Genomic DNA, 26,244 nt, shown 5'->3' with positions numbered 1-26,244 from the left:
GCAGACCGACGCTCTAGCCTGGATGAATGAGCGATTCCCCCCGCGAGTTCCACAAGCCGGTCCGGCGTCCCGCCGAGCTGTTCGACCGCCTCTTCGCCGCGGAAGACCCGGCCGAGGTGTCGCGGGTCGCGCACAGCACGGCGCAGGCGCTCTTGTCGCGCGTGCGGGCCGACCCGAGCATCGACGTGGTCGAGCGTCTCGTCGCCTTCACCGACGACCACGGCATCGACGACATCGCCGAGCTGTGGTCGCGCTCGCCTGCCCGATCGCTGCCCGGGGCGCTCTGGCGTCTCTACCTGCTGCAGCTGATGATCCACGACGACGCGGCGACGGCCGCTCTGCTGTACGAACGCGGGCGCGTGGAGATCGCGACGGTGGATGCCGTGGTCGCCGGCGCTCCCGCCCCCGCAGGCCCCGAAGAACTCGTGCGGTTGATCGACACCATTCTGCGCGGCCTCTTCGAGGGGGACTTCGCCGTGGCCCTCGACCGCGCGGCGGCGTTCTGCCGTGTGCAGGCGGCGGGGTCGACGCACCTCGCCGATGATTACGAGAACACCGAATCGGAGCGGGCGTCCGCGCTGACGACGCGGGCCCTGCGCCTGGCGACCTACGCGGAAGACCTCTCGGCATCCGCTGCTCTCTGGCGCCGCGACGCGCTGACCTGAGCGGGAAAGAGAAGTGCCGGACCGCAGAACGCCTCTCGGCGCATGGCCGCTCATAGCGGCAGAAGATGGAGCCCGGGGTTACTGCGGCCCGGCTGAAGAAGTGTAACAAGACCCGCCCGCGGACATTCCCTTCCGCGGCCCCGTTGACAAGGCCCGGGCGTGTCGGCCCGGCGGCGTAGGCTCGCCTCATGGCTTGGCGCTTCGCTCTCGTGATCGACCCCGTGGCATCCGACGAGGAACGCAGCGACTACGCCGACACCCTGCGAGAGATCGATCCCGACGGCCCCGCCCTGGGGGTGGGCGAGCTGAGCGCGCAGCGCGGTGACGGGATCTTCGAGAGCCTCGGCGTCGTCGACGGGCACGTTCAGGAGATCGAACCCCACCTTGCGCGTCTGGTCCACTCGGCCGCGCTCTGCGACCTGCCCGCGCCGAATCTCGGGCAGTGGCGCGTCGCGATCGAGCGCGCAGCTCGTGCCGCGGGCGAGGGCGAGAACGTCATGAAACTGCTCCTCAGCCGCGGCGTCGAGCACGGGCCCGCACCGACCGCGTGGATCACCCTCGCCGACGCTCCCGACAACAGCCGCGGACGCACCGAGGGGGTCGGCGTCGCGACCCTCGACCGCGGCTACGCCCTCGACGTGCCGGCTCGCGCTCCCTGGCTCCTGCTCGGCGCGAAGACGCTCTCATACGCGGTCAACATGGCCGCCATCCGCGAGGCCAAGAGCCGCGGGGCCGACGACGCCGTTTTCGTCACGAGCGACGGGTATCTGCTCGAGGCGCCCACGGCATCCGTCGTCCTGCGTTTCGGTGATCGCTTCGTCACGCCGGAGCCGCAGGCCGGGATCCTGCACGGGACGACGCAGCTCAGCTTGTTCGCCTTTCTCGAGGGTCGCGGCTTCGCCACGTCGTACGAGACCGTTCCCGCCGGGGATCTTTCGAGAGCGGATGCCGCGTGGCTCCTGTCGAGCGTCCGGCTCGCGGCCCCGATCCGCTCCGTCGACGGCGCCGACGTGCCGGTGGACCGCGCGTTCACCGACGAGCTGAACGCGTACCTGCTCAGCCCTCGCGACTGAGGCTCGGAGAGACGACGAAGGCCCCGCCGGAGCGGGGCCTTCGCGCGGTGGCTGCTTATCCGAAGCGACCGGAGACGTAGTCCTCGGTGGCCTGGACGCTGGGGGCCGTGAAGATCGAGGCGGTGTCGTTGTATTCGATGAGCTTGCCGGGCTTGCCGGTGCCCGCGATGTTGAAGAAGGCCGTCTTGTCGCTGACGCGCGAGGCCTGCTGCATGTTGTGCGTCACGATCACGATCGTGTACTCGCTCTTCAATTCGCCGATGAGCTCCTCGATCGCGAAGGTCGAGATCGGGTCGAGGGCCGAGCAGGGCTCGTCCATCAGCAGCACGTCCGGCGAGACCGCGATCGCGCGCGCGATGCACAGGCGCTGCTGCTGACCGCCCGAGAGGCCGCCGCCGGGCTTGTCGAGGCGGTCCTTCACCTCGTTCCAGAGGTTCGCGCCGCGCAGCGACTTCTCGACGAGGGCGTCGGCGTCGCTCTTGGCCATCCGCTTGTCGTTCAGCTTCGCGCCGGCCAGCACGTTCTCGCGGATCGACATCGTCGGGAACGGGTTCGGACGCTGGAACACCATGCCGACGTGTCGACGGACGAGCACGGGGTCGACGCCGGGGCCGTAGAGGTCGTCGCCGTCGATGAGGACGCGGCCCTCGACGCGACCGCCGGGAATGACCTCGTGCATGCGGTTGAGGGTGCGCAGGAACGTGGACTTGCCGCAGCCCGAGGGGCCGATGAACGCGGTGACCGAGCGCGGCTCGATGTCGATCGAGACGCCCTCGACCGCGAGGAAGTCGCTGTAGTAGACGTTGAGGTCCTGGACCTCGATGCTCTTGGACACGAGTGTGCCTTTCTGGGCTCAGCGCGCCTTGGGCGCGAACACCGCCGCCACGATACGGGCGATCAGGTTGAAGATGACGACGAGGACGACGAGAAGGAAGGCGGCACCCCAGGCGTTCGCCTGCGACGCATCGATGTCCTGCCCGGGGAAGCTGTACGCGGTGTACGCCATGACCGGGAGGGTCTGCATGGGACCCTCGAAGGGGTTGGCGTTGAAGTTGTCGGTGAAGCTCGCGGCGATGAAGATCGGTGCGGTCTCACCCACCACGCGCGCGACGGCCAGCACGACGCCGGTGATGATGCCCGAGGCCGCCGTCCGCAGCACGACCTTGATGATCGTGGCCGAGCGCGGCACGCCCAGGGCGAGGGAGGCCTCGCGCAGGTCGGCCGGGACCAGACGCAGCATCTCCTCGGTCGAGCGGATGACGATGGGGATCATCAGCACGCACAGGGCGATGGATGCCGAGAAGCCGCTGAACGCCTTCGGACCGACGACCAGGCTGAACAGCGAGAAGGCGAACAGACCCGCGACGATCGAGGGGATGCCGGTCATCACGTCGACGAGGAAGGTGATCGCGCGGCGCAGCGGGTTGTTCGGCTGCGCGTACTCGACGAGGTAGACCGCGGCGAGCACACCGATCGGCACCGAGATGAGAGCCGCGATCCCCGTGATGATGAGCGTGCCCGTGATGGCCTGCCAGGCGCCCGCGGTGGCGACCACCTCGAGCGTGTCGGGGTTGAACGCGGTGCCGCCCACCTGCGTGACGAAGTTCCAGTTGACCACCGCGAGGCCCTTCGACACCACGGTCCACAGGGTCGAGATGAGCGGGGCGACAGCGAGCAGGAACGCCACCGTCACGAGACCGCGTACGACACGATCCACGGCCTTGCGGCGGTTCTCGACGATCGAGGAGCCGACCCCGATGGCGATCAGGTAGAGCACCGCCGAGAGCACGAGCCACGCCGCGAGGTTGAAGCCCCCGAGGAGGAACTGGATTCCGGCCACGACGACCGCGATACCCAGCAGCAGGGCGGGTTCGATGAAGCGGGGGAGCTGGCCGCTGGTCAGCGCCAGGGGAGCGGAGGACGAGGGGGCCGTGACGGTCATGAGCGCTTGCCCTTCTTGCGACCCTTCGCACCGGGGCCGGTCGCCCCGATGATGTAGCGGGCGAGCATGTTCACCGCGAGCGACACCACGAACAGCATGAGACCGGTTCCGATGAGCGCGGATCGCTGCAGGTCGGTGGCGATCGGGAAGTTCAGCGCGATGTTGGCCGCGATGGTCTGCGAGTTGTAGCCGTCGGTGAGCAGGAGCACCGAGTAGATGAGGCTGGGCGACACGATGAGCGCGATGGCCATCGTCTCGCCGAGGGCGCGGCCGAGGCCCAGCAGCGTGGCCGAGACCATTCCGCTGCGGGCGTAGGGGAACACCGCGAGGCGGATCATCTCCCAGCGCGTGGCGCCGAGGGCGAGGGCGGCCTCTTCGTGCAGACGGGGGGTCTGCAGGAAGATCTCGCGCGTGATCGAGGTGACGATCGGGAGGATCATCACGGCGAGCACGACGCCACCGGTGAACATGGTCGAGCCGGTGGTCGAGACGGGACCCTGGAAGAGCGGGATCCAGCCGAGGTACTGGTTGAGGAACTCGCCGACCGGCACGAGCAGCGGGCGCATGACGATGATGCCCCACAGGCCGAACACGATCGAGGGGACCGCGGCCAGAAGGTCGACGATGTAGCCGAGGAAGCCGGCGATGCGCCGGGGCGCGTAGTGCGAGATGAACAGCGCGATGCCGATGGCGACGGGAGTTCCGATCACCATGGCGATGAGCGCGGCCCAGATGCTGCCGAAGAGCAGCGGACCGACGTACTCCCAGAAATTCGTCCAGCTCCCGTTCTGGTACCCGGCGAGATCGCCCTCGGTCCAGTTGCCGGTGATGGCGGGGATGCCGCGGATGATCAGGAAGATCGCCACGCCGGCGAGGATGATCATGATCGACACGGCGGCCGTCGTCGACAGCCCCAGGAAGACGGAGTCTCCCACGCGGCGCTTGCCGACGATGGACGTCCGCGGGGGAGGGGAAGACGGGGCGGTCTCGGTGTCTGCGACGGTGTCAGTCACGGGGAATCTCACGCTCGGCACGGGTCATGGGTTCTCCTCGATCGGGTATCTCTGAGGATGTCGGCTCAGCGGAGCGTTCGACGAGTCGACCGCTCCGATCAGCCCGGCCCGATCCGCACGCGAGGTGCGGACCGGGCCGAGTCCGAAGAGATGTTTACTTGATCGACGCGAGCGTCTCGGCAGCAGCCGAGAGCACCGAGTCGGGCAGCGGCGCGGAGCCGGCGTTCTTGGCCGCGACCTGCTGGCCGAGGGTGCTGGTGACGAAGCCGAGGTACGACTTCACGAGCTCCGACTGCTTCGCGTCCTTGAACGTGGTGCAGGTGATCGCGTACGACACGAGCGGGATCGGGTAGGTCTCGGCCGTGAGCTTCGAGTAGTCGAACTTCTTCGACAGGTCGCCCGCGACGCCGTTGCTGGCGTCGACAGCGGCAGCGGCGAAGGTCGCCGTGACGGCCTCGGGGCTGTACGCGATCGCGGTGCCGTCCTGGATGATCGACGCGGCGTTCAGGCTGCCGATGGCGGAGTGGTCGGCGTAGCCGATGGTGCCGGAGCCGGCCTTGACGGCCTCGACGACGCCCGAGCCACCCTTCTGCTTCGACACGTTGCCCTCGATCGGCCAGTCCTTGCCCGCGGGCTTGGTCCAGACCGACGACTGCGTCGCGGCGAGGTAGTTGGTGAAGTTCTGCGTCGTGCCGGAGCCGTCCGAACGGGCGACGGTGGTGATGGCGCCGGCGGCGAGAGCCGTCCCGTTGTCCTTCGTGATGGCCGGGTCGGACCAGTCGGTGATCTGCAGGGCGAAGATCTTCGCGATGGTCTCACCCGAGAGCTTCAGGCTGGTGACGCCGGGGATGTTGAAGATGATCGCGACACCGTCGAGGTAGACGGGGATGTTCACGCCGCCCTCGGTGCAGAGCGCCTTGGACTGGGCCGTCTGGTCGGCGTTCAGCGGCGAGTCGGAGCCGGCGAAGTCGTACGCGCCGCTCAGGAAGTTGGTCACGCCACCGCCGGAGCCCTGCGACTTGTCATAGTTGATCGTGACGCCCTTGGCCTGGGCGTTGTATGCGCTGGTCCACGCGGCCTGCGCGTTGGCCTGGGCACTCGAACCGCCCGCGGTGATCGTGCCCGAGAGGTTCGGGTCGATCGTGAAGGCGACGTCGGACGAGGTCGACGAGGGGGTCGAGCCCGCGGCGTCGCCGGAGCCCGAGGGGCCGGCGCAGCCGGCGAGGGTCAGGGAGGCCACGGCGGCCACGGTGCCCAGCTGGGCGAGTCGGGAGAGCTTCACGGTGTGAATCCTTCGCATGTCGGGAACAGGAACCCGGTGCAGGGTTCGTCGTGAACGGTAAACAGCGACAGAGAACAGACTGCGTTGCACGGGTGAACGGAAGGTGAACCGGGGTGGCCGTTCCGGGGCGTTTTCCCGGGGGTTGTACTGTTCACCTCCGTGACGACCTTCGCTTCCGAAGCTCAGGCCCCGCTCGACCGGACAGGGGCCGCGCCGCCCCCGCGCACGCTCATCGACATCCTCACCGACGTCGCCGCACGGCATCCCGAGGCTTCTGCGATCGACGACGGGTCGGGTGCCCTCAGCTATCGCGAACTCCTGGCGCGCGTGTGGCGCACGGCCGCCGCCCTGCACGACGCCGGGGTGCGGCGAGGCGACCGGGTGGGCGTACGCATGCCGTCCGGCTCCAAGGAGCTGTACGTCTCGATCCTCGCGGTGATGGCGGCGGGCGCCGCCTACGTCCCGGTGGATGCCGACGACCCCGACGAGCGTGCGCGCTTGGTGTTCGGCGAGGCTGGCGTGCGCGGCATCGTGGCGGGCGCGGGGGAGTTCGTCGCGACGGAGGGTGATCTCGTGCGTCTCTACGAGGGGGACGCTCCGCACCCGAGCACGAGTGCCGTGCCGATCGTCGCCCCGCCCACCGTCGACGACGACGCGTGGATCATCTTCACCTCGGGCTCCACCGGTGTTCCGAAGGGGGTCGCGGTGTCGCACCGCTCGGCGGCGGCGTTCGTCGAGGCGGAGGGACGTATCTTCCTGCAGGGGGAACCGCTCGGTCCGGGGGACCGGGTGCTCGCGGGGCTTTCGGTGGCCTTCGACGCCTCGTGCGAGGAGATGTGGCTCGCCTGGGGTCACGGCGCGTGTCTCGTGCCGGCTCCCCGCTCTCTCGTACGATCCGGCGAGGACCTCGCCCCCTGGCTGCTCCGCCAGGGGATCACGGTCGTGTCGACCGTCCCGACGCTCGCGGCGATGTGGCCGGCGGACTCGATCGAGAACGTGCGTCTGCTGATCTTCGGCGGTGAGGCGTGCCCGCCCGAGCTCGCCGCGCGTCTCGTGGCCGAGGGGCGAGAGGTCTGGAACACGTACGGACCGACCGAGGCGACGGTCGTGGCGTGCGCCGCCCCGCTCGACGGCTCGCTGCCCGTGCGCATCGGTCTGCCCCTCGACGGGTGGGCTCTCGCGGTGGTGGATGCCGAGGGCCTCCCCGTGGCGGAGGGGGAGACGGGCGAGCTGATCATCGGTGGCGTCGGTCTCGCCCGTTATCTCGACCCGGCGAAGGACGCCGAGAAGTACGCGTCGATGCCGACCCTCGGGTGGGAGCGGGCGTATCGCTCCGGCGACCTCGTGCGCTTCGAGCCCGAGGGGCTGGTGTTCCAGGGGAGGGCCGACGACCAGGTGAAGGTCGGCGGTCGGCGCATCGAGCTCGGCGAGGTGGAGTCGGCACTGCAGGACCTGCGCCACGTCAGCGCGGCCACGGTCGCCGTGCGCACCACCGAGGCCGGCGTGCCGGTTCTCGTCGGTTACCTGGTGATGGAGGAGGGGGCGGAGCTCGATCGCCCCGAGGCGCGCGCGGCTCTCGCGGAGCGCCTCCCGGCGGCGACCATCCCGCTCCTGGGTGTGGTTGACGCTCTGCCCGTGCGCACCTCGGGCAAAGTCGACCGCGCCGCCCTTCCTTGGCCGCTACCCGGTGTCGAAGCACCCGTCCCCACCGACTTCTCGGACAACGAGGTCTGGCTGGCCGAGCAATGGCAGGCCGTGCTGGGCCTGCCGGTCACCGACCGCAAGGCGGATTTCTTCGATCTGGGCGGCGGCTCGCTCGCGGCCGCGCAGCTCGTCTCGCGCATTCGAGCGCGCGTCCCCGAGTTCTCGGTCGCCGACATCTACGACGTGCCGCGTCTGGGCGCGATGGCCAAGGCGCTCGGACCGCAGCTCGCCGACGAGGCCCCCGCCGAATTCCACCGCCCCGAGCCCACGCCGCGCACGACCCAGTGGGCGCAGACGCTGCTCGGGGTCCCGCTCTTCATCCTCTCGGGCGTGAGATGGGTGCTCTATCTGCTCACCGCCTCGGCGATCCTTCGGCTCGTCCCCGGGTTCGACGTGCTGCCGACGGTGCCGTGGCCCGCTCTCGTCGTCGGCCTCGTCGTGTTCGCGACGCCGTTCGGTCGCATGGCGATCGCCGTGGCGTCCGCTCGCGTGCTGCTCGCGGGGGTGCGCCCCGGCGACTACCCGCGCGGAGGGTGGGTGCACATCCGCCTCTGGCTCGCCGAGCAGATCGCCGATCAGGTGGATGCCGTGGGCCTCGCCGGTGCCCCCTGGGTGTCGTACTACGCCCGCGCTCTCGGCGCGCGCATCGGACGCAACGTCGACCTGCACGCGCTGCCGCCGGTCACGGGCATGCTCGTCGTCGGCGACGGCGCCTCGATCGAGCCCGAGGTCGATCTCACCGGGTACTGGATCGACGGCGACCTGGTCCGTATCGGCGAGGTGCGCATCGGGGCGGAGGCCACCGTCGGAGCCCGCTCGACCCTCGCTCCCGGAACGCGCATCGGTCGTCGCGCCGAGATCGCGCCGGGGTCCGCGGTGTTCGGCCGCGTCAAGGCCGACCAGTCGTGGGCGGGGTCTCCCGCCGTGCGGGTGGGCGGCACGGCGAAGGACTGGCCGAGCGAGCGTCCGGCGGCACCGACCCGGTGGCTCTGGGCGTACGCCGCGTCGGCGCTCGTCCTTGCCCTGCTGCCCCTCGCCGCCTTCACCGTCGGCGGGCTCGTCGTGTCGCAGGGGATGCGCGATGGGAATGACCTCGGCCGGGCCGCCGCGGGGGCCTTCGTCTGGCTCGTTCCCGGCGTCGCCGTCACGGGCCTGGTGTTCGCGGCATCCGTGGTCCTTCTCGTGCGCGTGATGTCGATCGGTCTCACCGAGGGCACCCATCCCGTGCGCAGTCGCGTCGCGTGGCAGGCGTGGACGATCGAGAGACTGCTGGATGCCGCCCGCACGGTGCTCTTCCCGTTGTACTCGTCGCTGTTCACGCCCGTATGGCTGCGTCTGCTGGGCGCGCGCGTCGGGCGGGACGTCGAGGCGTCCACCGTTCTGCTCATCCCCTCGATGGCGCGGATCGAGGACGGCGCGTTCCTCGCCGACGACACCATGGTCGCCTCCTATGAACTGCGTGCCGGATGGATGCGGCTCGGTCCGGTGCGCATCGGCAAGCGCGCCTTCCTCGGAAACTCCGGCATGGCCGCTCCCGGGCACCGCGTTCCGCGCGACGGGCTGGTCGCGGTGCTGTCGGCGGCACCGCTCAAGGCCAAGGCGGGCTCCTCGTGGCTCGGCTCGCCCGCGGTGCGTCTGCGGAGGCTTTCGGCGGCGGGTGACGAGTCGCGCACCTACCGGCCCACCTCGGCGCTGCGTTTCGCGCGAACGCTCTGGGAGCTGTGTCGCTTCGTGCCGGTGGTCGTCACGTGCGCCATCGGTCTCGGCGTGATCTTCGCGCTCGCGGCCCTGTGGGAAGGGCTCGGCCCCGTGTGGACGCTGCTGCTCTCGGGCATCGTGATGCTCGCGGCGGGTGCCGTGGCCGCAGGCGTATCCACCGCGGCGAAGTGGGCCATCGTCGGGGTCATCCGCGCCGGGGAGCAGCCGCTGTGGTCGAGCTTCGTGTGGCGCACCGAGGTGTCGGATACGTTCACCGAGATGGTCGCTGCCCCGTGGTTCGCTCGCGCGGCGGCCGGAACGCCCGCGCTCGCCGTGTGGCTGCGCAGCCTCGGCGCCACGATCGGGCGCGGGGTGTGGTGCGACAGCTACTGGCTGCCGGAACCCGACCTGGTCACATTGGGGGATGCGTCAACGGTCAACCGCGGATGCGTCGTTCAGACGCACCTGTTCCATGATCGAATCATGAGCATGGATACCGTCGAGTTGGAGCCGGGGTCGACCCTCGGTCCGCACAGCGTCGTCCTCCCCGCCTCGACCCTCGGCGCACACGCGACCGTGGGGCCCGCGTCGCTCGTGATGCGCGGGGAGACGGTGCCGGTCGGCTCGAGGTGGAGCGGCAATCCCATCGGCCCGTGGCGTGCGGTGAAGGTGCGCGCCTACCAGTCGACGACGTGAGCGTGGCCGACCCCTACGCCCCGCAGAGCGGCGACCTGTCGTACGACGTCGAGTCATACGATCTCGCGATCGCCTACCGGGTACGCACGAACCGCCTCGAAGGTGTGGCGACGATCGTCGCCGTGGCGCGCGAGACGGTGTCGTCGATCGCGCTCGATCTCGTCGGCCTCCGCACCTCGCGGGTGCGTGTCGACGGCGCGACCGCCCGGTTCTCGGCCGGTCCCCGGGTCGTCCGCGTCACGCTGCCCCGCACGCTCGCCGCGGGCGACCGGTTCGATGTCGAAGTGACCTACGCCGGGGCTCCGGCTCCGCGCTGTTCGCGCTGGGGCACGGTCGGATGGGAAGAACTGGCCGACGGCGCCCTCGTCGCGGGCCAGCCCATCGGAGCGCCCACCTGGTTCCCCTGCAACGACCGGCCCGACAACCGCGCACGTATGCGGCTCGAGGTCACGGTCGACGAGGGATACGTCGCAGCGGCCACGGGGGTCGCAGGTGCCAGCGTGCGGCGGGGTGGCCGGGTGACGACGAGCTTCGTCTCGGACGTCCCCACGGCGACCTATCTCGCGGCGGTGCACATCGGCCGGTACCGCACGCGCCAGCTCGCAGGTACCGGTGATTCCGTGGTTCCCGCGGTCACGGTCACCGCCCCGCCGGGACTCACCGCGGCCGCCGATCGGGCGTTCGCGACGGTGCCCGACATGCTCCGGGCCTTCGATCGCCTCTTCGGACCCTATCCGCAGGAGGCCTGCACGCTCGTGGTCACCGCCGACGAGCTGGAGATCCCGCTCGAAGCTCAGGGCCTGGCTGTCTTCGGCATGAACCATTTGGTTCCCGCCGCGCAGCGGCTGGTGGCGCACGAGCTGGCTCATCAGTGGTTCGGCAACAGCGTCGGTATCGCGCGGTGGAGCGACATCTGGCTGAACGAGGGTTTCGCCTGCTATGCCGAATGGCTGTGGTCGGAGACGTCGGGCGGGGCTTCCGTCGAGTCGTGCGTCGCGGATCATCACGCCCGCCTCGCCGCCAAGCCCCGTGATCTCGTTCTCACCGATCCGGGCCCCGACGACATGTTCGACGATCGCGTCTACAAGCGCGGTGCGTTGACGCTGCACGCCGTACGGCGAACTCTCGGCGACGACGCGTTCTTCGAGCTTCTCCGGTCGTGGACGGCGGACCATCGTCATGCTCTCGTCACCACCGACGACTTCCGTGCCGCGGTCGAAATCGCCGGGGGAGCGGATGCCGCCGCGGTGCTGTCACGGTGGATCGACGACGTGGCATTGCCTGCGCGACCCTGACGGCCGGCGTCACACCGGGGCGGTTTCGGCGCGAGCGACCACGGCCACCGCGATCACGACGCCGTTCGGACCGTCGACATCCCATCCGCGCCAGCGGCGTTCTCGCGCGTTCGCCGCGCTGCCGCCCCTCGGCGGCGACTCACCGAAAGGAGACGACCTCACCCGAGCGGACCATCCCGAGGTGACCGGTGTCACCTCCACGCGACGAGGATCCACGGCGAGGCCGCGCCCGTCGGCTTTCAGCACGGCCTCCACGCGCGCCCACGCGCGGGCCGGCGCGGTGCTCGACGGAGCCGACATCACAGCTCGCTCTCCCGCATCGTCGGGCAGCACTCGCTCCAGACCGCCCGCGTCGACGGGCACGGCGTCCACGCCGACCCGCTCGTGGCCCCACGCCGCCACCGCGACGGCCCATCCCTCCACGTACGACACCGAGACAGCGGCATCCGCCCCGTCCACGTGGATGCGGCCGTGGTCTGCGCCGCACGCGGGGCAGCGTGAGCGGAATCGAGCGCCCGGCACGAGTTCGGCCAACAACGCCCGTGAGACGTCGCGACGCGCAGAACCGGCGGGGACCTGGCGCCAGGCGACGCGGATGCCGGCGGGGAGCGTCACACCTTCGGATCGTGCGTCTCGATGGCCACGATGCCGGCGCCGGGGTGCTCGACCGGAATGTGCACGACCGAGAACGCCGCGGGCTCGAGCGCCGAGGCGCTTCCGAGATACGACCCGCCCATGGTCCCGGTCGCGAGCGCGAGCTCGTGCAGGATGTCGGGCAGCACCGGCCGATGGCTCGACACGACCACCGGCTTCCGGGCGCGAACCCGTTCTCCGATCAGTGAGCGAGCGTCGGCGCGTCCCTGCTCCCACGCGTCCTGACTGACGGCCTCTGTCAGGTTGATTCGCTGGCCGAGAGCCTGCGCGAGGGGGGTCGCCGTGCGAACGCATCGCTCCGCCGGGCTGGAGTAGACCCGCCGGACGCCGAACGCGAGAAGGGGGCCGACGATCGCCTCGGCCTGCCGACGACCACGCGGGGTCAACGGTCGAGCGCTGTCGGATCCCTGCCATTCCTCGCGCGGACGCGCCTTCCCGTGGCGCAGCACGACGATCGGAAAGGTCGGCAGCGCCCCCTCGTCGACGATCCGCGTGAACTCGTCGAGGATCTCGATGTCGACGGGATAGCTGAGGTTCTTGCGTGCCTTCTTGAGGCTCACCCACTCGATCGCCGCGACCTCCTTGTTCGGCACGAAGGTGGAGCTGCGCACGGCGGCGTCCGTCGCCTCGGCCGCCCAGTAGTGCACGATCTTGGTGCGGGAGCTCGGCATCCGATATCTCGAGACGCCGACGGGTACCCCGAGCGAGACCCGGATGCCGGTCTCCTCGCGGATTTCGCGCACGGCGGTCTCGGCGAGCGTTTCGCCGGGGTCCACCTTGCCCTTGGGCAGGGTGAGGTCCCGGTACTTGGTGCGGTGGATCAGCAGCACGCGGAGCTTCCCCTCCACGTGTCGCCAGACGACTCCGCCGGCCGCGTAGACGGCCGTTTCGGTCTCGGTCTTCGTCACCGTGCCGTCCGGGCCCGACGCTTGCGCTGCACGAGGGCCATGGTGTGCTCCTGCAGATCGATGAGAGGGGCGCCGGACTCGTCGACGCTGTGCCTCGTCCATTCGCCCTCGGAACCGAGGTGCCACGAACTCGTGCCGTCGTCCATCGCGAGGGTGAAGAGAGTGATGAGCTCCTGCACCTGAGCGGGGTCGACCACCCGCACGAGGGCCTCGACACGGCGGTCGAGGTTGCGATGCATCATGTCGGCGCTCCCGATGAAGACCTGCGGATCGCCGTCGTTCTCGAACGTGAAGATGCGAGAGTGCTCCAGGTAGCGTCCGAGGATCGAGCGCACCGTGATGTTCTCGCTCATACCGGGAACGCCCGGCTTGATCGAGCAGATGCCGCGCACCCACACCTCGACGGGAACGCCCGCCTGGCTCGCGCGATACAGCGCGTCGATGATCTCTTCGTCGACCATCGAGTTGACCTTGATCCGCACGCCGGAGGGCTTGCCCTCGAGGGCGTTGCGCCGCTCCTTGTCGATGTGGCGGAGGAGTCCCTTGCGCAGGTGCAGGGGAGCGACGAGCAGACGCTTGAACTTCTTCTCGATCGCGTATCCGCTGAGCTCGTTGAACAGGCGCGTCAGGTCGCGGCCCACCTGGTCGTCGACGGTGAACAGACCGAAGTCTTCGTAGATACGACTGGTCTTGGGGTTGTAGTTACCCGTCCCGACGTGACTGTAGTGGCGCAGGCGTCCCTCTTCTTCGCGGATGACGAGGGCGAGCTTGCAGTGGGTCTTGAGTCCCACGAGGCCGTAGACGACGTGCACGCCGGCCTTCTCGAGCTTGCGCGCCCACACGATGTTGTTGGCCTCGTCGAAACGTGCCTTGACCTCGACGAGCGCGAGCACCTGCTTGCCGGCCTCCGCCGCGTCGATGAGCGCCTGCACGATGGGGCTGTCGCCCGAGGTGCGGTACAGCGTCTGCTTGATTGCCAGCACGTGCGGATCGCGGGCGGCCTGTTCGAGGAAGGCCTGCACGCTCGTCGCGAACGACTCGTAGGGGTGGTGCACGAGCACGTCGCCCTTGCGGATCGCGCCGAACAGGTCGGCACGGCCGTTCTGCTCGGGCGGCTGGAAGGCCAGCGCCGTCTTGGGCACGTGCGGCGGGTAGCGCAGGTCGGGGCGGTCGATGCGTGACAGGTCGAACAGGCCGCGCAGGTCGAGAGCTCCGGGCAGGCGGTAGACCTCCTGCTCGGTGATGTCGAGTTCGCTCAGCAGCAGCGAACGCGTGACGTCGTCCATGTCCTCGGTGATCTCGAGGCGGATGGGGGGACCGAAACGACGACGCAGGAGCTCGGCCTCGAGCGCCTGGATGAGGTTCTCGGTCTCGTCCTCCTCGATCGTCATGTCCTCGTTGCGCGTCAGACGGAACGCGTGATGGTCGAGGACCTCCATCCCCGGGAACAGATCGCCCAGGTGGTTCGAGATGAGTTCCTCGAGCGGCAGGTAACGCACGCCGGGTCCGTCTCCGCCTATCTCGACGAAGCGCGGGAGCATCGGCGGCACTTTGAGACGCGCGAACTCCTGGCGGCCGGTGCGAGCATTGCGGATGCGGATTGCGAGGTTGAGCGAGAGCCCCGAGATGTAGGGGAACGGGTGCGCCGGGTCGACGGCGAGCGGCATGAGTACCGGGAAGACGTTCCGCTGGAAGTACTCGGTCAGGCGCGCGGCGGTGTCCTCGTCGAGCGACCCCCACGACACGACCTCGATGCCGGCTTCGGCGAGGGCGGGACGCACCTTCTCGGTCCACGCGGCGGCGTGTCGCAGCTGCAGGCGGTGGGCCTCGGCCGAGATGTCGGAGAGCACGTCGAGCGGGGCGCGGCCGACGTTCGTGGGGACGGCCAGGCCCGTGACGATGCGGCGCTTGAGACCGGCGACACGCACCATGAAGAACTCGTCGAGGTTGCTGGCGAAGATCGCGAGGAAGTTCGCGCGCTCCAGCACGGGGACCGTGGGGTCCTCGGCCAGCTCGAGCACACGCTGGTTGAACGACAACCAGCTGATCTCGCGGTCGAGGTATCGGTGGTCGGGCAGCTGATCGTCTTCGGCCTCGACGGCCTCGTCGAAGTCGTCGTCGTCGGCATCGCCGAGACCGGCATCCAGCGAGTCGTGTTCCATCATTCCCACATCATTGCAGGGGACGGTGACACGGGAGTGAACACGCGGTGCGCGCAGCTCTACGCGGGGGCGGATGCCGCGGCGGGGGCGTCGTCTTCGTAGACGTTGAAGCGGTAGCCGACGTTGCGGACGGTGCCGATGAGCTGCTCGAGGTCGCCGAGCTTGGCGCGAAGGCGACGCACGTGCACGTCGACCGTTCGGGTACCGCCGAAGTAGTCGTAGCCCCAGACCTCGCTGAGCAGCTGCTCGCGCGTGAAGACGCGCGACGGGTGCGTGGCGAAGAAGTGAAGGAGCTGGAACTCCTTGTACGTGAGGTCGAGCGGCTTGCCGTGCACCTTCGCCGAGTAGGAAGACTCGTCGATCGTGATGCCGGAGGTCTGGATGCGCGTGGACACCTGGTCTGCGGCGCGCCGCCCCATCGCGAGGCGGATACGCGCGTCGATCTCGGCGGGACCGGCGCCGACGAGCACGACATCGTCGATCCCCCAATCCGTGGAGACGGCGGTGAGGCCGCCCTCGGTCACGATGAGGACGAGGGGCGCCTCGACACCCGTGGTCGTGAGGATCTTGCTGAGCGACTTCGCCCCGACCAGGTCGAATCGCGCATCGACGAAGATGACGTCCGCACTGGGGGCGTTCACCAGTTGCGCAGCCTCGGCGGGGATCTGTCGCACCCGGTGACTGAGGAGTTCGAGCGCAGGCAGGGCAGCCCCGCCGCCCGGGGCGGAGCTGAGGACAAGAAGCTGAGCCAAGAGGACCTCCCGTGCGGCGTGTCGCGCACCCGATCATCTTAGGGTGACGCGCGGGAGCGGCTCGACACCGGCGCTGCGCGTGCGCATCACCGGGGTCGTGAGTGAAGATGGGTCTCATGTCGACCCCCGACCTCGCGCCGCGTCGCACCTTCGGCGGCATCGTGGCCGTCTGGGTGCTGGCCGCGGTGGCGGGAGTGCTCATCGGCCTGTTCGCACCCGAGCACTGGCGTGCGCAGTGGATCACGGTCGCTCTGGGCGGCTGCATCATCGTGGCCTTCGCTGTGCAGCTCTGGTCTGGGCGCTCGCAGGCGTTCATCCAGCGCATGGCGGCGAGCAGTCTGGGGGCGATGGTGGTGCTCGGCATCATCACGGCCGGGTTCGGACTCGCGGCGCTGGTGTCGGGCTAGGATTGCGCTATGGACCTTTTCGCGCTCGAAGCGTTCTTCGTGGGACTTCTCGGCCTCGCCTCGCTGGCGATCGCCTTCGTCTCCGGAACGGTCATCTGGAACCTCTACCGCGGCCAGCGCTGAGCGCGTCGTGATCGAGATCCCGACCGATCTCCCCGCCGACCTCGTCCCGCTCTCGTGGCTGGTGGGCGTCTGGGAGGGTACCGGAGTCATCGACTACGAGGTCGACGGACGATCCTTCTCGGGTGAGTTCGCCCACCGCGTGAGCTTCAGCCACGACGGCGGCGCGTTCCTCAACTACTCCGCCGACGCGTGGCTGCTCCAGGGAGAAGAACGACGTCCCCTGGTCTCCGAGATCGGCTACTGGCGTCTCGCGCGACCCGTCGGCGACGCCGATGCCGGCCCCGGCCTTCTCCCCGCGACCGCCGAGCCCGTCACCCGCACCGCCGACGACGTCGAGGCCCTGCGAAACGCCGACGGCGGCTTCGACATCGAGGTGAGTCTGGCGCACGCCGACGGCATCCTGGAGCTCTATGTCGGGCAGGTGAAGGGTCCGCGAATCGACCTGGCGACGGATGCCGTCGTCCGCACCGCCGGTGCGAAGACCTACACCGCGGCGACCCGTCTCTATGGTCTCGTCGACAACCACCTCCTCTGGGCGTGGGACATCGCCGCGCTCGGTCGGGAGCTGGGTTCGCACGCCTCGGCGCGACTGGCTCGAGCGGAGTGACCATGACTTCTCTCTCCGCCGTCCCGGGAGCGGTGATCGACGACCGCGGGCTGCGCCACGTCGGCTCTCCCGTCGCGGAGCAGCGCCGCCTGGCATCCGGAACGGCTCTCGCGCCCCTCGGCGACCGCCGCGTCATCACGGTCTCGGGCGAGGACCGCCGCAGCTGGCTCGACTCGCTGTCGTCGCAGGCCCTCACTCACCTCGCGCCCGGCGTCTCGACCGAGTTCCTCATCCTCGACCCCCAGGGCCGCGTCGAGCACGCCGCCTCGGTGGTCGATGACGACGAGACCACGTGGCTTCTTGTCGACGCGTCAGATGCCGCGGCCCTCGCCGTGTGGCTCATGCGGATGCGCTTCCGCCTCCGCGTGGTGGTGACCGACCGCTCTGACGACCTGTTCGTGCTCGGTGGCACGCGCGCGGCCGTGGGGTCTGTCTCGACCGTCGCGCCGGTGTGGGTCGATCCGTGGCCCGATGTCTCACCGGGCGGGTGGGCGTACGCCCGCGTCGAGCCCCATCCGGGGGCCGACCGCGACTGGGCCGAAGCGATCGTGGATGCCGCGGAGTTCGAGCGAGTGATCGCGTCGGCCGCGAGCGGCGAGACGGCGTTGGCCGGTCTCGACGCCGTCGAAGCCCTGCGCGTCGCCGCGTGGCGTCCTCGCGTGGCGATCGACGCCGACGAGCGGCTGCTCCCGCACGAGATGGACTGGCTCCGCACCGCCGTGCACCTGTCGAAAGGGTGCTACCGCGGTCAGGAGACGGTGGCGAAGGTCCACAACCTCGGGCATCCACCGCGCCGCGTCGTCGCCCTCCAGCTCGATGGCAGCGACAACGTCCTGCCCGCCCGCGGGGATGCCGTGCGCGCGGGCGACACCGTGATCGGCGCCATCACCTCGGTGGCCGTCCACCACGAGGAGGGGCCGATCGCCCTGGCCCTCGTCAAGCGCACCGCTCCCGAGGGCGAGCCGCTCGTCGTCGACACCGCCGACGGGCCGCTGGCCGCGGCGGCCGAGACCGTCGTTCCCGCCGACGCGGGCGCCACCGCCGCCGTTCCCCGCCTGCCGCGCCTCGGGCGCCGACGCGCCGCGGAATGACCCCCGACGACTCCTCGACGACCGTCGGGGTCGTCGTCGCCGGTCCGCGTTGGCGCTCCACCGTCGGGCGCCGGGTCAACCGCGTGCGCGAGTCGCTACCGGCGATCGCGCAGATCGTCGTCGCCGCGACCGCAGCGTACGCTTTCGCGCACTTCGTGCTGGGGCACTCGGTCCCTCTGCTCGCGGCGACGGTCACGGTGTCGAGCCTGGGGCTGGTGCGCGACGCGCGCCCGTGGCGGGTCGCCGAGACGGTCATGGGCATGCTCGTCGGCATCCTCATCGCCGAGGTCGTCCTGCTCGTCGCCGGGGCCGGATGGTGGCAGATCGCCCTCGCGATGACGGTGACCCTCGTCGTGGCCCGGTTCCTGTCGCCCCAGCCGGGCTTCGCGCTCGCGGCGGTCGTCCAGTCGCTCATCGCCCTCGTACTGGTGTCGGGCGTGCCGTTCCTGCGCCTCGTGGACGGGGCGATCGGCGGCGTCGCCGCGCTCATCGTGACCGCGCTGATCCCGCGCACCCTCCGCCGCACCGAGCTGCGCGACGCCGACGAACTCTTCGACGCGCTGGATGCCGCCATGGACACGATCGTCCGCGCGCTGCGCAGGGGCGATCGTGCTCGCGCCGAGCGCGGTCTCGAGCGAGCCCGTTCGCTGCAGACCTACGTCGACGCGTGGAGCGGTTCGCTCGAGTCGGGACGCGAGGTCGCGCGCATCTCGCCGTTCCTGCGCCGACAGCGCACCGAGCTCGATCGCCATGAGCGAGTCCGAGGGGCACTCGACCTCACCACGCGAAACCTCCGCGTGGTCGCCCGGCGCGCGGCTTATCTCTGCGCCGACGGCGAGAGCCGCCCCGTCCCCGCCGATCTGCTGGCCGAACTGGCGCGGGGCGCGGGGCTCGTCCGCGACAGTCTCGACGACATCTCGCTCGAACCCGTCGCCCGAGAAGCCGTCGGCGCGGTCGCTCGACGGCTCGATCCCGCGAACCTGCTGCCCGAGGGGCGTGTCGGCGAGCTCAACCTCATCGCGGCCCTGCGTCCGCTCGCCGTCGACCTCCTCGTCGCGGCCGGAATGCCCTCGGCTGACGCCCGGGCACTTCTCCCGCGGGTGTGACGCTCAGCGCGGAGCGACGGCTTCCCATGCGACGCCCACCTCGCCGAGCCGCCAGCGCTCGCGGCGCAGCAGGGGCCACCCGGCGTCCGCCAGGGCGCGCATGGCCGTGCGCCACCGGTGGACCGGCCCGAACGGGGCGACCACTGCGGCGCGCGCCCATTCGCGATCGAGGGATGCCACGAACTCCTGCACGCGCTCCCCGTCGACGTTGCGATGGATGAGGGCCTTCGGCAGGCGCTCGGCGGCGATCGCGGGGGAGTCGAGCTCGGCGAGACGGAGCGAGACGGTGAGGCTTCGGGGCACGGCATCTGCCCCCACCTCCGCCCAGGTCGCGATACGACCGATCTCATCGCAGGTGCCCTCGACCAGGATGCCGTCGGGCTGCAGCCGCGCGCACATGCGGCCCCACGCGTCGGCGACGTCGGCCTCGTCGTATTGGCGCAGCACGTTCATGGCCCGGATGATCGCGGGCCGGCGCCCGCCCGGTACCGGGACTTCGAAGCCTCCGCGAGCGAAGGACACCCCCTCGACCCCCGTCGACTGCTCACGGGCGCGGGCCACGCGCTCGGGGTCGATCTCGAGGCCGAGGACCTCGGCATCCGGCCTCTGGCCGCGGAGCCGAGCAAGAAGTTCGAGGGGGGTCACGGCGCTCGCCCCGAAGCCCAGGTCGACCACGAGGGGGTCGTCGGCGCGACGGAGGACCGGGTGCCGAGCGATCCACCGGTCGATGCGTCTCAGGCGGTTCGCCCCGGTCGTGCCGCGGGTGGGACGGCCGACGGGGGAGGGGGTCACTCCACTATTTTGCCAGGACTCCGCGCCCCGGCCCGCGGTCCGCACGTCGGTAGCATGGAGTCATGCCTCACACGCTGATCCTCCTCCGCCACGGGCAGAGCGAGTGGAACAAGACCAACCAGTTCACCGGCTGGGTCGACGTGCGACTCACCGACCAGGGCAAGGCCGAGGCGAAGCGCGGCGGCGAGCTGCTCGCCGAGTCCGGCGTCCTTCCCGACGTGCTGCACACCTCGGTGCTCAGCCGGGCGATCCAGACGGCGAACATCGCCCTCGACGCCGCCGACCGCCTGTGGATCCCGGTCAAGCGGTCATGGCGCCTCAACGAGCGTCACTACGGCGCCCTGCAGGGCAAGGACAAGGCGCAGACCCTCGAGGAGTTCGGCAACGAGCAGTTCATGCTCTGGCGCCGCTCCTTCGACGTTCCGCCCCCGGCGCTGTCCGCCGACGACCCGTACAGCCAGGTGGGCGACCCCCGGTACGTCGGCATCGACGGCGAGGTGCCCGACACCGAGTCGCTGAAGATCGTCATCGACCGCATGCTGCCGTACTGGCACAGCGACATCGTCCCCGATCTGCAGGCCGGCAAGACCGTGCTCGTCACGGCGCACGGCAACTCTCTGCGCGGACTGGTCAAGCATCTCGAGGGCATCAGCGACGCCGACATCGCCGAGCTGAACATCCCGACCGGCATTCCGCTGGTCTACCGCCTCGATGACGACCTCAAGCCCCTCGGTCCGGGCGAGTACCTCGACCCCGAGGCCGCGGCCGCCGGTGCTGCCGCCGTCGCCGCTCAGGGCAACAAGCACTGACGTCCGACAGAAGAGGGGGTGGATGCCGATCGGCATCCACCCCCTCTTCTCGCGCTCTGGGGTCAGATGACCGGGCTCGGCTCGGCCGCGCTCTCGTCGTCGGCGCCGGCCCAATCGCCGGTCGCGAGGTAGATGACCTTCTTGGCGACGGACACCGCGTGGTCGGCGAAGCGCTCGTGGTATCGGCTCGCGAGGGTGGCGTCGACCGTTGCGGTCGCCTCGCCCTTCCACGAGTCGCCGAGCACCTTCTCGAAGACACTGAGATGCAGTTCGTCGATGTCGTCGTCGGCGTCGCGGATGGCCTCGGCGAGCCGAAGGTCCTGCGTGCGCAGGAGCTCGGCGAGTTTGCGCGCGACCTCGACGTCGAGCTCGCCCATGCGGGTGAAGGTGCTCTTGAGCCCCTTGGGGATCGCGCGCTCGGGGAAGCGCGAGCGCGCGAGCTGAGCGATGTGCTCGGCCATGTCGCCCATGCGCTCGAGCGAGGCGCTCACTCGGAGGGCGGTGACCACGATGCGCAGGTCGCGGGCGACGGGCTGCTGGCGGGCGAGGATCTCGATCGCGAGCTCGTCGAGCTCGAAGGCCTTCTCGTCGATGATGGCGTCGGCCTCGATGACCTCTTCGGCGAGCGAGACGTCGCTCGTCCCGAACGCGCGGGTGGCGCGGTCGATCGCGATGGTCACGAGGTCGGCGATCTCGACCAGTCGGCTCTGAACGTCCTCGAGGGACTGGTGGAATACTTCGCGCATGGGCGGGTACCTTCCTCGTCGGCGGCACGGCACGGAGTGTCCCGCAACCCTCGGGATTCTTCCCAGCGAAGGTTAACGAGCGGTGCTGTGACAGTGAATAGTAGCCTCTGCTGCGACTCTCACGGGGGTGAACGGCCGGTGACGGTCGAGGGCCGCCCCTACGCTGGGGGCATGGAACAACCGCAGCTCGTGCTGCTCGCGCTCCTCGCAGGACTCCTGATCGGAGCCGCGGTGGTCGGCCTGGTGGTCGCGGCACTGCGTGCCCGCGATCGCTCCCTGGCACAGACCTCCGCGGAGGTGCCGGAGGGCGTGGAGGCCATGCTGGGGGCGATGGACGACCCCGCCTTCGTGTGCGACACCTCATCGACGGTGCTCGCGCTCTCGCCTGCCGCCGAGGTGTTCGGCGCCCATGCCGGAGAGGTGATCTCGAGCGAGGAGCTCAAGCGCGTGGCCCGCGTGGCGCGCGACACCGGATCGGGCATCGCCGAGAATCTCCGTCTGCGTCGCGGTGCCGCGCCCGCCGAGCCGCGTCTGGTCGCTGTCCGCGCGACTCCCATCTCGGGCCGTCTCACCCTCGTCGTGCTGCGTGACATCACCGAGCGCGAGCGGGTGGAAGAGATGCGTCGCGATTTCGTCGCCAACACGAGCCACGAGTTGAAGACACCGGTCGGTGCCGTGAGCCTGCTCTCCGAGGCGATCGAGTTCGCCGCGGACGATCCCGCTCAGGTACGCCACTTCGCCTCGCGGCTGCAGGCGGAGGTCACGCGGTTGGCGGCCCTCGTGAACCGCATCCTGAGCCTGTCGCGCCTGCAGGCCTCCGACGAACTGCGCGACGTGCGCGACGTCTCGATCGACGAGGTCGTCACCGCCGCGGTCGAGGGCTACGCGATCCAGGCGGATGCCGCTCAGGTCACGGTCGTCCGCGGCGGCACCAAGGGGCTGTGGGTGCGCGGCGAGCCGCAGATCCTCACCGAGGCCGTCGGCAACCTGGTGGCGAATGCGATCGCGTACTCGCCGGAGGGGTCGAAGGTCGGCGTCGGCGTCAAGCTCGACGACACCGTCGTCGAGATCGCGGTGACCGACCGCGGGATCGGCATTCCCGAAAGCGACCAGCACCGCGTCTTCGAGCGGTTCTACCGTGCCGATCAGGCTCGCTCCCGCCGGACCGGCGGAACCGGCCTCGGCCTGTCGATCGTGAAGCACGCCGTTCAACGCCACGGGGGAGAGGTGCGGCTCTGGTCGCGTCCGGACCGCGGCTCGACCTTCACCATCCGACTCCCCATGTCGGAGGCTCCCGATCTCGAGGGCGTCCGCCCCAAACCTCGTCGCAAGGGCCGCAAGAGCTCCGCGACGACCCCCGTACCCGCGAAGGGAGACACCGCATGACCCGCGTTCTGATCGTCGAGGACGAACCCGACCTGGCCGACCCCCTGGCCTACCTGCTGCGCCGAGAGGGCTACGAGGTCGAGATCGCCGAAGACGGTGCCCTCGCCCTGGCCGCCTTCCGAGAGCGCGGCGCCGACATCATCCTGCTGGATCTCATGCTTCCGGGGATGCCGGGGACAGAAGTGTGTCGTCAGGTGCGACTGGCCTCGCAGGTGCCGATCATCATGCTCACGGCCAAGGATTCCGAGGTCGATATCGTCGTCGGCCTCGAGCTCGGCGCCGACGATTACGTCACCAAGCCCTACTCGACCCGCGAGCTGCTGGCGCGAATGCGCGCTGTGCTGCGCCGTCGCGCGCCGGAGGAGGCCGACCTCGACGACCGCATCCTGTCGGGGGGACGCGTCGTGCTCGACATCGACCGCCACACCGTCGCGGTGGACGGCGGGGAGATCAACATCCCCCTCAAGGAGTTCGAGCTCCTCGAGGTGCTGATGCGCAACGCCGGTCGCGTGCTCACGCGGGGACAGCTCATCGATCGTGTGTGGGGGACGGACTACTTCGGCGACACCAAGACGCTCGACGTGCACATCAAGCGCATCCGCTCGCGCATCGAGCAGAACCCGAGCGAGCCGAGCATGCTCGTCACCGTGCGGGGACTGGGCTACCGCTTCGAGGCCTGACGGCTCGCGAGAACGACGAAGGCGCCGACAGAGAACCGTCGGCGCCTTCGTCGTGAGGTCAGGATGCGGGGGTCGGGCTGGCCGTCGGCGTCGCGGAGGGCGTGGCCGGAAGGGGGGTGACGCTGAAGGACGGCTCGGGGCTCGGCGCGAGCGGCGCGAGGTACTCGAGGGCGCCGTCGAGGACGGGCACCTGGATGAGCGCGCCCTGTCCGTCACCGGACTGGAAGTACACGGGCACCGTCGACCCGGGAACGGCGTCGATGTCGTCGAGTCGCAGCGGCTGGACACCGTCGGCCAGGTCGCCGAGGCTGAGCGTCCTGTTGGCCAGCACGTTCACCGAGGAGCGGACAGCGCTCGAGCCCTCGCCGACCTCGAGGCGCAGCGTGAGCGGCTCGGTGGTGTCGTTGACGACGGCCGCGACGAAGTTGCCGGTGGTGCCGTCGTCGTTGGCGACGATCATCGCGTTGCGGATGTGCAGCGGACCGGAATCGGCCGGGACGTTCACCCCGTCGGAGGCGGAGTAATCGATGGTGGTCGCCTGCGGGGCGAGGATGTTGCATCCCGTCGTACCGAGTACGACAGCGGCACCCAGGGCGATGGACGCGATCAGGCGCGTTTTCACGGATCCTCCAAGATCGACAGACGGCATCAAGATCATCCTACGGGGTCCGCGGTCCGGGCCTGCTCGCACGCGCGCGGGAGGGGCTGCGGGTGGGGAGGGCGGAACCTTAGCGCATGCGGGCCTGTGGTATCCTGGATGTTGCCGAAAGGACATAACTCCATGCTTTTTGAGGTTGGCGAGACCGTCGTTTACCCGCACCATGGCGCGGCCACGATCATCGAGGTCAAGGAACGCGTTATCAAGGGCGAGACGAAGAAATACCTGAAGCTCAATGTCACCCAGGGAGACCTCGTCATCGAGGTTCCGGCGGACAACGTCGACCTCGTCGGCGTTCGTGACGTGATCGGCAAGGACGGTCTCGACCGTGTCTTCGAGGTGCTCCGTGCGCCCTTCACCGAGGAGCCGACCAACTGGTCGCGTCGCTACAAGGCGAACCTCGAGAAGCTCGCTTCGGGCGATGTGATCAAGGTCAGCGAGGTCGTCCGCGACCTGTGGCGCCGCGATCAGGACCGTGGCCTGTCCGCCGGTGAGAAGCGGATGCTGGCCAAGGCGCGCCAGATCCTGGTGTCGGAGCTCGCTCTGGCCGAGAAGACCGACGAAGACCGCGCGAGCGTCGTGCTCGACGAGGTCCTCGCCTCCTGATCCTGCTCAGCGCGTCGCCCTTCCGCGGCGGCGCGCTAGCGTGAACGGGTGACTCTCACCCCCGTCCCGCATCTCGCGGTCATCGTCGTCGCCGCCGGTTCCGGCACCCGTTTGCAGGGTGGGGCGCCGAAGGCGTTCGTCGGCATCGACGACCGGTCTATCCTGCATCACGCTCTGCGGGGCGTCTTCGCGGCGATGTCCGCGCAGGTCGTCGTCGTCGTACCCCGAGGTTACGAGGGCGAGGCCCTGACCGATGCTCGGAATGCCGCCGGCGATCGCGCCGACCTCTTCACGGTCGTCGTGGGCGGGGCGACCCGGCAGGAGTCGGTCGCCGCGGGCCTCGCCGCGTTGTGGGCCGACGTCGAGATCGTCCTCGTCCACGACGCCGCGCGCGCGCTGACGCCCCCCGCTGTCTTCGACCGCGTCGTTCACGCCGTCGACGCCGGAGCCGCCGCCGTCATCCCCACCCTTCCCGTCGTCGACACCATCAAACGCGTCGACGAGAGCGGCCGAGTGGTCGGCCCCGTCGATCGCAGCGAGCTCGCGGCCGCGCAGACGCCCCAGGGCTTCCTCCGGTCGGTTCTCGAGGCGGCCCTTGCCGCGGTCGACGCCGACCACACCGACGACGCGGCTGCCGTCGCGGCAGCGGGGCACGCGGTCGTCACGGTCGAGGGAGACGCGGCGGCGTTCAAGATCACCACGGGGCCCGACCTCGAGCGTGCCCGCGCCCTCCTCGCGACCGAGCCCGCGGCATCCGTCGCCCGCCCGCCGGTGCACTCGGCCCCTCGCGTGGGTATCGGCACCGACGTGCACGGGTTCGGGGGAGAGGGAACGCTGTGGCTCGCGGGCCTGGAATGGCCGGGCGAGGTGGCATTGTCGGGGCACTCCGACGGTGATGCCGTGGCTCACTCGATCGTCGATGCGCTGCTGGCGGCGGCGGGGCTCGGAGACATCGGTACGCACTTCGGCACCGACCGACCCGAGTTCGCCGGCGCGCACGCGGCCGCCTTCCTCTCGCATACCGTGCAGCTCTTGTCCGACGCGGGATGGCGCGTCGGCAACGTCGCCGTGCAGGTGCAGGCCCGTCGCCCGCGCTTTGCCGACCGCCGCATCGAAGCGGAGCAGGCATTGTCCGCCGCGCTCGGGGGAGCGCCGGTCTCGGTCAGCGCTACCACCACCGACGGCCTCGGGTTCACCGGCCGGGGCGAGGGGGTCGCCGCGTTCGCAACCGCCCTCGTCGTGCCGGTCTAGCCGTTCTCGTTGCGACTTCTTCCTTCCGGGAGGCGCGGGGTCGGTCGTTTCTTCGCCCCCTCGGTGGCGTCCGCTGTGCCCGCACGCCGGGCCGTCGCGACGGCGCCCCGGGGCCGGGCCTCCAGGGTGCCGTCGCGT

The 26,244-nt window shown here is 70.1% G+C and carries 24 protein-coding genes; 13 read left to right on the top strand and 11 right to left on the bottom strand.

The window, feature by feature from the left end:
* The first annotated feature begins 26 nt into the window (after positions 1–26).
* Together MTE01_RS05280 and MTE01_RS05275 are read left to right on the top strand one after the other, a co-directional pair.
* Entirely contained in the window at positions 27–665 is a 639-nt protein-coding gene (locus tag MTE01_RS05280) for a DNA-directed RNA polymerase subunit beta (protein WP_141376094.1), read from the top strand.
* Positions 666–853: 188 nt separating this feature from the next.
* Positions 854–1,738, top strand: coding sequence for an aminodeoxychorismate lyase (locus MTE01_RS05275; RefSeq protein ID WP_141376092.1), 885 nt, complete (start codon positions 854–856; stop codon positions 1,736–1,738).
* Positions 1,739–1,793: 55 nt separating this feature from the next.
* Here the strand turns inward: MTE01_RS05275 and pstB are convergent, their stop codons facing one another.
* The 4 genes from pstB to MTE01_RS05255 form a co-directional block, all read right to left on the bottom strand.
* Positions 1,794–2,573, bottom strand: a complete 780-nt coding sequence (pstB, locus tag MTE01_RS05270) for a phosphate ABC transporter ATP-binding protein PstB (RefSeq protein ID WP_103206156.1) — start codon at positions 2,571–2,573, stop codon at positions 1,794–1,796.
* Positions 2,574–2,591: 18 nt separating this feature from the next.
* Positions 2,592–3,680: a phosphate ABC transporter permease PstA gene (gene pstA / locus MTE01_RS05265; RefSeq protein ID WP_103206157.1), complete on the bottom strand. Its 1,089-nt coding sequence runs from the start codon at positions 3,678–3,680 to the stop codon at positions 2,592–2,594.
* On the bottom strand, positions 3,677–4,693 hold the full coding sequence (gene pstC, locus MTE01_RS05260) for a phosphate ABC transporter permease subunit PstC (RefSeq protein WP_103206158.1): 1,017 nt from the start codon (positions 4,691–4,693) through the stop codon (positions 3,677–3,679). The genes pstA and pstC overlap by 4 nt, the downstream gene beginning before the upstream one ends.
* Positions 4,694–4,847: 154 nt before the next feature.
* Positions 4,848–5,975 (bottom strand): phosphate ABC transporter substrate-binding protein PstS, encoded by a 1,128-nt coding sequence (locus MTE01_RS05255; protein WP_103206159.1) that lies wholly within the window; start codon positions 5,973–5,975, stop codon positions 4,848–4,850.
* A 159-nt stretch (positions 5,976–6,134) separates the two neighbouring features.
* Here MTE01_RS05255 and MTE01_RS05250 point away from each other — a divergent pair, with 159 nt between their 5' ends.
* Entirely contained in the window at positions 6,135–10,073 is a 3,939-nt protein-coding gene (locus MTE01_RS05250) for a Pls/PosA family non-ribosomal peptide synthetase (protein WP_141376090.1), read from the top strand.
* Positions 10,070–11,368, top strand: coding sequence for a M1 family metallopeptidase (locus MTE01_RS05245; RefSeq protein ID WP_141376088.1), 1,299 nt, complete (start codon positions 10,070–10,072; stop codon positions 11,366–11,368). Before MTE01_RS05250 ends, MTE01_RS05245 begins: the two co-directional genes overlap by 4 nt.
* Before the next feature lie 9 nt (positions 11,369–11,377).
* Here MTE01_RS05245 and MTE01_RS05240 read toward each other — a convergent pair whose 3' ends face one another.
* The 4 genes from MTE01_RS05240 to MTE01_RS05225 are packed head-to-tail and all read right to left on the bottom strand — an operon-like array spanning position 11,378 to position 15,844.
* Positions 11,378–11,983: a 4'-phosphopantetheinyl transferase family protein gene (locus MTE01_RS05240; RefSeq protein WP_141376086.1), complete on the bottom strand. Its 606-nt coding sequence runs from the start codon at positions 11,981–11,983 to the stop codon at positions 11,378–11,380.
* Positions 11,980–12,930, bottom strand: a complete 951-nt coding sequence (locus MTE01_RS05235) for an NUDIX hydrolase (RefSeq protein ID WP_246077986.1) — start codon at positions 12,928–12,930, stop codon at positions 11,980–11,982. The genes MTE01_RS05240 and MTE01_RS05235 overlap by 4 nt, the downstream gene beginning before the upstream one ends.
* Positions 12,927–15,095, bottom strand: a complete 2,169-nt coding sequence (locus MTE01_RS05230) for an RNA degradosome polyphosphate kinase (RefSeq protein WP_141376084.1) — start codon at positions 15,093–15,095, stop codon at positions 12,927–12,929. Before MTE01_RS05230 ends, MTE01_RS05235 begins: the two co-directional genes overlap by 4 nt.
* A 56-nt stretch (positions 15,096–15,151) precedes the next feature.
* Entirely contained in the window at positions 15,152–15,844 is a 693-nt protein-coding gene (locus MTE01_RS05225; RefSeq protein ID WP_103206165.1) for a response regulator transcription factor, read from the bottom strand.
* A 116-nt stretch (positions 15,845–15,960) separates the two neighbouring features.
* Between MTE01_RS05225 and MTE01_RS05220 the strand changes: the two genes are divergently transcribed.
* From MTE01_RS05220 to MTE01_RS05205, 4 genes are all read left to right on the top strand, one after another.
* Positions 15,961–16,251: a hypothetical protein gene (locus MTE01_RS05220; protein WP_103206166.1), complete on the top strand. Its 291-nt coding sequence runs from the start codon at positions 15,961–15,963 to the stop codon at positions 16,249–16,251.
* 130 nt (positions 16,252–16,381) lie between these two features.
* Positions 16,382–16,981 (top strand): heme-binding beta-barrel domain-containing protein, encoded by a 600-nt coding sequence (locus MTE01_RS05215; protein ID WP_103206167.1) that lies wholly within the window; start codon positions 16,382–16,384, stop codon positions 16,979–16,981.
* Between the two features lie 2 nt (positions 16,982–16,983).
* Positions 16,984–18,072: a CAF17-like 4Fe-4S cluster assembly/insertion protein YgfZ gene (gene ygfZ, locus MTE01_RS05210; protein ID WP_141376082.1), complete on the top strand. Its 1,089-nt coding sequence runs from the start codon at positions 16,984–16,986 to the stop codon at positions 18,070–18,072.
* Positions 18,069–19,178 carry an FUSC family protein gene (locus tag MTE01_RS05205; protein WP_174799644.1) on the top strand — a complete coding sequence of 370 codons (1,110 nt, stop codon included), beginning with the start codon at positions 18,069–18,071 and terminating at the stop codon, positions 19,176–19,178. Before ygfZ ends, MTE01_RS05205 begins: the two co-directional genes overlap by 4 nt.
* 3 nt (positions 19,179–19,181) lie before the next feature.
* Here the strand turns inward: MTE01_RS05205 and MTE01_RS05200 are convergent, their stop codons facing one another.
* Positions 19,182–19,970, bottom strand: a complete 789-nt coding sequence (locus MTE01_RS05200; protein ID WP_141376080.1) for a class I SAM-dependent methyltransferase — start codon at positions 19,968–19,970, stop codon at positions 19,182–19,184.
* A 62-nt stretch (positions 19,971–20,032) separates the two neighbouring features.
* On the opposite strand from MTE01_RS05200, the gene MTE01_RS05195 reads away from it, so the two are divergent.
* Entirely contained in the window at positions 20,033–20,779 is a 747-nt protein-coding gene (locus MTE01_RS05195; protein WP_103206170.1) for a phosphoglyceromutase, read from the top strand.
* A 62-nt stretch (positions 20,780–20,841) separates the two neighbouring features.
* Here MTE01_RS05195 and phoU read toward each other — a convergent pair whose 3' ends face one another.
* Entirely contained in the window at positions 20,842–21,525 is a 684-nt protein-coding gene (gene phoU, locus MTE01_RS05190; RefSeq protein ID WP_141376078.1) for a phosphate signaling complex protein PhoU, read from the bottom strand.
* Between the two features lie 171 nt (positions 21,526–21,696).
* On the opposite strand from phoU, the gene MTE01_RS05185 reads away from it, so the two are divergent.
* Both MTE01_RS05185 and MTE01_RS05180 read left to right on the top strand, forming a co-directional pair.
* Positions 21,697–22,911, top strand: a complete 1,215-nt coding sequence (locus MTE01_RS05185; protein WP_103206172.1) for a sensor histidine kinase — start codon at positions 21,697–21,699, stop codon at positions 22,909–22,911.
* A complete protein-coding gene (locus MTE01_RS05180; protein WP_103206173.1) occupies positions 22,908–23,591 on the top strand; it encodes a response regulator in 684 nt (227 codons plus the stop codon). Before MTE01_RS05185 ends, MTE01_RS05180 begins: the two co-directional genes overlap by 4 nt.
* Positions 23,592–23,649: 58 nt before the next feature.
* On the opposite strand, the gene MTE01_RS05175 is transcribed toward MTE01_RS05180, so the two are convergent.
* Complete coding sequence (locus tag MTE01_RS05175; protein WP_116239093.1) at positions 23,650–24,213, bottom strand: DNA modification methylase; 564 nt, start codon at positions 24,211–24,213, stop codon at positions 23,650–23,652.
* A gap of 159 nt (positions 24,214–24,372) precedes the next feature.
* Here MTE01_RS05175 and MTE01_RS05170 point away from each other — a divergent pair, with 159 nt between their 5' ends.
* Together MTE01_RS05170 and ispD are read left to right on the top strand one after the other, a co-directional pair.
* On the top strand, positions 24,373–24,855 hold the full coding sequence (locus tag MTE01_RS05170) for a CarD family transcriptional regulator (protein WP_103206175.1): 483 nt from the start codon (positions 24,373–24,375) through the stop codon (positions 24,853–24,855).
* Positions 24,856–24,903: 48 nt separating this feature from the next.
* Positions 24,904–26,106: a 2-C-methyl-D-erythritol 4-phosphate cytidylyltransferase gene (gene ispD, locus MTE01_RS05165; RefSeq protein ID WP_141376076.1), complete on the top strand. Its 1,203-nt coding sequence runs from the start codon at positions 24,904–24,906 to the stop codon at positions 26,104–26,106.
* Positions 26,107–26,244: the final 138 nt, after the last annotated feature.

This window comes from Microbacterium testaceum, assembly GCF_006539145.1.
In the GTDB taxonomy this organism is placed as follows: domain Bacteria; phylum Actinomycetota; class Actinomycetes; order Actinomycetales; family Microbacteriaceae; genus Microbacterium; species Microbacterium testaceum.
This window is presented reverse-complemented; position numbering and strand designations above follow the sequence as displayed.

Bases quoted from the DNA above. Each gene is read 5' to 3' on its own strand.
- ygfZ (WP_141376082.1), top strand. From the start codon at position 16,984: ATGACTTCTCTCTCCGCCGTCCCGGGAGCGGTGATCGACGACCGCGGG.
- MTE01_RS05170 (WP_103206175.1), top strand. From the start codon at position 24,373: ATGCTTTTTGAGGTTGGCGAGACCGTCGTTTACCCGCACCATGGCGCG.
- MTE01_RS05275 (WP_141376092.1), top strand. From the start codon at position 854: ATGGCTTGGCGCTTCGCTCTCGTGATCGACCCCGTGGCATCCGACGAG.
- MTE01_RS05180 (WP_103206173.1), top strand. From the start codon at position 22,908: ATGACCCGCGTTCTGATCGTCGAGGACGAACCCGACCTGGCCGACCCC.
- phoU (WP_141376078.1), bottom strand. From the start codon at position 21,525: ATGCGCGAAGTATTCCACCAGTCCCTCGAGGACGTTCAGAGCCGACTG.
- MTE01_RS05205 (WP_174799644.1), top strand. From the start codon at position 18,069: ATGACCCCCGACGACTCCTCGACGACCGTCGGGGTCGTCGTCGCCGGT.
- MTE01_RS05195 (WP_103206170.1), top strand. From the start codon at position 20,033: ATGCCTCACACGCTGATCCTCCTCCGCCACGGGCAGAGCGAGTGGAAC.
- MTE01_RS05230 (WP_141376084.1), bottom strand. From the start codon at position 15,095: ATGATGGAACACGACTCGCTGGATGCCGGTCTCGGCGATGCCGACGAC.
- pstA (WP_103206157.1), bottom strand. From the start codon at position 3,680: ATGACCGTCACGGCCCCCTCGTCCTCCGCTCCCCTGGCGCTGACCAGC.
- MTE01_RS05220 (WP_103206166.1), top strand. From the start codon at position 15,961: ATGTCGACCCCCGACCTCGCGCCGCGTCGCACCTTCGGCGGCATCGTG.
- MTE01_RS05280 (WP_141376094.1), top strand. From the start codon at position 27: ATGAGCGATTCCCCCCGCGAGTTCCACAAGCCGGTCCGGCGTCCCGCC.
- MTE01_RS05185 (WP_103206172.1), top strand. From the start codon at position 21,697: ATGGAACAACCGCAGCTCGTGCTGCTCGCGCTCCTCGCAGGACTCCTG.